This is a genomic window from Luteibacter sp. P4_E6 (assembly GCF_056401535.1).
Genome location: NZ_JBFUJE010000294.1, coordinates 1 through 4,890 on the forward strand (window position 1 = coordinate 1; position 4,890 = coordinate 4,890).

At 65.9% G+C, this 4,890-nt stretch carries 4 protein-coding genes; 1 reads left to right on the forward strand and 3 read right to left on the reverse strand.

Translation table 11 applies throughout. The features are described 5' to 3' along the window. The coding region (locus AC1DT2_RS15695; RefSeq protein ID WP_477297326.1) for an Rne/Rng family ribonuclease at window positions 1-1,600 on the reverse strand (1,600 nt) is incomplete at its 3' end. A 350-nt stretch (window positions 1,601-1,950) separates the two neighbouring features. Between AC1DT2_RS15695 and AC1DT2_RS15700 the strand changes: the two genes are divergently transcribed. Then, entirely contained in the window at window positions 1,951-2,898 is a 948-nt protein-coding gene (locus AC1DT2_RS15700; protein ID WP_477297328.1) for an RluA family pseudouridine synthase, read from the forward strand. 6 nt (window positions 2,899-2,904) lie between these two features. On the opposite strand, the gene AC1DT2_RS15705 is transcribed toward AC1DT2_RS15700, so the two are convergent. Continuing rightward, a complete protein-coding gene (locus AC1DT2_RS15705) occupies window positions 2,905-4,332 on the reverse strand; it encodes a CPBP family glutamic-type intramembrane protease (protein ID WP_477297330.1) in 1,428 nt (475 codons plus the stop codon). A 1-nt stretch (window position 4,333) separates the two neighbouring features. Then, window positions 4,334-4,675 carry a 4a-hydroxytetrahydrobiopterin dehydratase gene (locus AC1DT2_RS15710; RefSeq protein ID WP_477297332.1) on the reverse strand — a complete coding sequence of 114 codons (342 nt, stop codon included), beginning with the start codon at window positions 4,673-4,675 and terminating at the stop codon, window positions 4,334-4,336. Between the last annotated feature and the right edge of the window lie 215 nt (window positions 4,676-4,890).

The window sequence follows — 4,890 nt, forward strand, 5'->3', positions numbered from 1 at the left end:
GGGCGGGGGTGGACGGCACGACTCCGGTCACCAGCGGCTGCTCGCCACTGCCCAGGGCCTGGCCCATCTTCGGCAGGGCGACCGCGACCACCGGGGTGGTGCGCTCGTAGCTCGGCTTGCTGTGCTCGCCCATGTCCGCTTCACGGATACGGGTGATTTCCAGGTGCGGCGTCTCGAGCTTGTCGTCAGCGACGACGACCACGTGCACGTTGTGGCGCAGTTCGATCTCGACGACGCTGGCGCGCTTCTCGTTGAGCATGAAGTTGGCGACCGCGGGCGGCGCCTGCACCAGGACCTGCCCGGTGTTTTCCTTCATTGCGTGCTCTTCGATGAGACGCAGAGTGGACAGGGCCAGCGATTCGACGCTGCGGATGTGGCCATGGCCTTCGCAACGCGGGCAGACGATCTGGGTGGCTTCGCCCAGGCTCGGGCGCAGGCGCTGACGCGACATTTCGAGCAGGCCGAAACGTGAGATGCGACCGATCTGGACACGGGCGCGGTCCGCCTTGAGGGCGTCCTTGAGGCGCTCTTCCACCTCGCGCTGGTGGCGCGGGCTGTCCATGTCGATGAAGTCGATGACGATCAGGCCGCCGGCATCGCGGATGCGCAGCTGACGGGCAATCTCGCTGGCGGCTTCGAGATTGGTGTTGAACGCTGTCTCTTCGATGTCGCTGCCCTTGGTCGCCTTCGACGAGTTGATGTCGATGGCGGTGAGGGCTTCGGTCTGGTCGATGACGATCGAACCGCCGGAGGGAAGGCGGACGTTACGCTCGAAGATGCTTTCGATCTGGGTTTCGATCTGGTACCGCGAGAACAGCGGCGTCGGATCCTGGTAGAGCTTGAGCTTGCGCAGATTGTTCGGCATCACCTGCTGGACGAAGTCGCGGGCGTCGTTGAACAGCTGCTCCTCGTCGATGAGGATCTCGCCGATGTCATTACGCAGGTAGTCGCGCAGGGCGCGGATGAACAGCTTGGATTCCTGGTAGATCAGGAATGGGGCCTTCTGCGAGTTCGCAGCGCCCGAGACCGACTTCCACAGTTGCAGGAGGTAGTCGAGATCCCACTGGAGCTCTTCGGCGTCACGGCCCATACCGGCGGTGCGCACGATCAGGCCCATGTCGTCGGGCACCGAGAGGTGCTCCATCGCTTCCTTCAGGGCCTGGCGGTCTTCACCCTCGATGCGACGGGACACGCCGCCGGCACGGGGGTTGTTCGGCATCAGCACCATGTAGCGACCGGCGAGGCTGATGAAGGTGGTGAGGGCGGCTCCCTTGTTGCCGCGCTCTTCCTTCTCGACCTGGACGATGATTTCCTGGCCTTCCTTCAACAGCTCACGGATGTTGGACTTGCCTTCCGCGTTCGGGTTGAAGTACTCGCGGGCCACTTCCTTGAGCGGAAGGAAGCCGTGGCGTTCGGCGCCGTAGTCGACGAAGCAGGCTTCGAGGGACGGTTCGACGCGGGTGATACGACCCTTGTAGATATTGGCTTTTTTCTGTTCCCGGGACGGGATTTCAATATCGAGATCGTAAAGGTTCTGGCCATCGACGATGGCCACGCGCAACTCTTCGCGCTGAGTCGCGTTGATCAACATACGCTTCATTGTAAGTTCCTCGGCCTTGCCGCGCGGCCGCGCGCCGCGGTGGCGCCCTTTGGGGCGGCCTGCCGGGGATCGCGCCGCAGCGGTGAGGCTTCAAGCGGCATGGGATCCGGGACCGATACCTGGACCCGGCGTGATTCGTGATAAGCGCCTTGCAACCGGTCCGCGTCCTTACGGATTAGCCGGACAACCGCAACCCGAACCGCTACGATGTGGGGTGTGCTCACCTTCCGACCCCTCGGACGGAATGGCATGACACTCGCCTTACGTGACGGTACAGGCACCCCGCGAGAGATAAGTCTTCAGCGGAGCCTGGCGCTCGCCGAGTATCCTATCAAATTCGAGTTTTATCAATGCAGACGGTAACTTCCCTCGACGGCGGCCAAGGTGTGCGCATCGTCGAAATCGGCCCTGAGCGGGACGGCCAGCGCGTGGACAACGCCCTGATGACCATGCTCAAGGGGGTGCCGCGCAGCCTGGTCTACCGCATCCTGAGAACGGGGCAGGTCCGGATCAACGGCAAGCGGGCCAAGCCGGACACGCGCCTTGCCCTGGGCGATATGTTGCGGATTCCGCCGGTTCGCGTGGCCGAGCGCGAAGAGAACGAGGCGCCTTCCGGCATGGTCCGGTCGGTGGCCGACGCCGTCATCTTCGAAGACAAGCACTTCCTGGTGATCGACAAGCCGGTCGGCATCGCGGCCCATGGCGGCAGTGGCGTCAGCCATGGCGCCATCGAGCTGCTGCGGGCGGCACGGCCGAACGAGCACCTCGAACTGGTCCATCGCCTCGACCGCGATACCAGCGGTGTGCTCGTGCTGGCGAAGTCCCGGTCGGGACTGACGGGCCTGCAGGCGCTGATCCGCGAAAATACGGTGACCAAGCAGTACCTCTGCCTGATGACCGGTACGCCGCGCAAAGCCAAGTTCGACGTGAATGCGCCGCTTCTGAAGTCTGTGATGCACGGTGGCGAGCGCCTGGTCCGCGTCGACGATGCGGGCAAGCCCTCGCTGACCTATTTCAAGGAACTGGAGCAGTACCCGAACGCCCGCCTGATGCAGGCGACCCTGGGTACCGGCCGTACCCACMAGATCCGCGTCCATGCACAGTACGCCGGGCATCCGCTGGCCGGTGACCCGAAGTATGGCGACGAGGCGGCGAACAAGCGGTTCCGGGCCATGGGCCTGAAGCGGATGTTCCTGCACGCGGCACGCATGAGCTTCGACCTGGACGGCAAGAACTACGATTTTTCCTCGCCGTTGCCCGACGAACTCAAGGCGTTCCTCAACAAACTGGCCGGCTGAGGCCGGTCAGCCAAGGAACCTCGCGCTCACTTCCAGCGAGCGCAGGATCCCACCGGCCAGGCAGGCCTGCAGCAACAGGGCGCTGAACGCATGGGCCAGCGCCACGGGAAGCAGCGCGCGGTGATGCAGGTACCACCAGGCCCAGCCGAGCTCGGCGACGAAACACAGCTGCATCAACAGGCTGTTGGGCGTGTGCAGCAGGGCGAAGGTCAGCGCCGCGAGCAGCACGGCCAGCGGCCGCGGAAGGGCCCGCGCGAGCAGCGAGGCGACCACGGCGAGGATCAGCCACTGCTGGACGAAGGCCCACGCTATATAGAGGAGTGCGCGACCCGGTACCGGCCAAACCGGTGCGTGGCCCGCCACCGCCACGATCGCGATGGTGACTGGCAAGGCAAGGAGCGGCCAGCCTGCCGTGCGCCAGGCACCGAGCCAGCGCCAGCGCGGCAGCTGGCGCCTGATCGCCAGGAAAAGGGCGTAAACCACGCCCAGCGCGAACATGACGACAGCCGGTGCGGCCGGCCTCGCAGACAAGCCGAGACCCGCAATGAACCAGACGGGTCCGGCGATGACGAGGAGTGCTTCGATCGGGCCGGCCCGGACGGGCCGCACCGCGTCCGCTTCGGCGGGTTTCATCGCCGCGCGTACCGACGGCACGACGACCAGCAGCAAGAGGTAGAGCAGCGGAGCCGCCCAAGGCTGCCAGGCGGGAGCCGGAGGTTGCCGGACGGCATTGCCGAAACTCGCCGTGGGCGAGGTCGCCAACCGGGCGTCGCGCCAGTCGAGCAGGCCTTCGGCCGATAGTCCGTCAGGCAGGGACGTGGCGGCCGGTGGTAGCCATGTTTGAGGCGGTGCGAGAGAGGCCTCGCGAAGGGTAAGGGTCTGGCCGGCGGGCAGTGTGGCGACGAGTCGCAGCATGGCGGCCCGGCCCGGCGCGTTGACGGTGTGGTGGGTGTCATCGGTCCACTTGAGCCGGTCAAGCCGCACGGGGTGCGACAAGGCCTCCGGCGACAGATTACCCAGATCGGCATGTGCCACGGGTGCCTGCAGCGTCGGGCGGACCGCCAAGGCGTAATGCCCGGCCGCCGACGCCGAGGCATCCAGGCGCAGGGTCGCCAGCGCACGCAGGTCGGCCGGGCGGCGCAGCGGGAAGCCGATCTCTAGCGCGCTGCCGTCGGTTGCCCGCACCTGCAGGCCGCCCGGTACCTGTTGCAGTCTTCCGCCTCCGAAGACCCGCCCGGCAACGACATCGCCGCTGTCACGGAGATGCCAGCGCCATGGGGACGATCCCGTGGCGTACGCGGCGCGGTCATTCGCGCTATCGCGCTCGATCGCCCCGCGAACCACCGTGGCCGCAAGCCAGGGCAGGGCGAACAGCGACGCGATCGCCAGCAGCACCGCTGCGAAAGCGGTCCCGCGAGGCGACAGCTTGCGCACCTCAGCGATCCAGCAGGGCCTCGACACGGGCCGCGCAGATCATGTCGTTCAGCGAGAGCCCGCCGACATCATGCGTGGACCAGAGCAGCTGGCAGTGGCCATAGCCCGCTTCGAGATCCGGATGGTGATCTTCCTGGTTGGCCATGAAACCTACGGCGTTGATGAAGCCCAGCGTGTGGTGGAAGTCCTTGAAGGGGAAGTCCTTGACGATGGCCTTGCCGTCCGACGTGATCTTCCAGCCGGGCAGGGTCGCGAGGTGACCCTCGACGGTGGCGCGGTCGAGGGCGTGCTCGGCGCCCTTGCGCGGCGTGCAGTGCTGGCTGGCGAGGGGGAAAAGGGTCATGGGGGAGGTCCGTCCTGTGAAAGCGCGAAGCGTCGGCGGTCGCGGTTGAATTGTCAAAAGGCGGCGTCCATTTCTAAACAGTACTAGAATGGTGCTATATCCGGCGCTCCCCACGCCGGACCCCAGTCCGGAGCCATCCATGATCGATATTTCGGAGCGCGCCCAGGCGCATTTCCAGCGCCTGCTTTCGCAGCAGGGCGACGACGACCTCGGCA

Bases quoted from the DNA above. Each gene is read 5' to 3' on its own strand.
- AC1DT2_RS15710 (WP_477297332.1), bottom strand. From the start codon at position 4,675: ATGACCCTTTTCCCCCTCGCCAGCCAGCACTGCACGCCGCGCAAGGGC.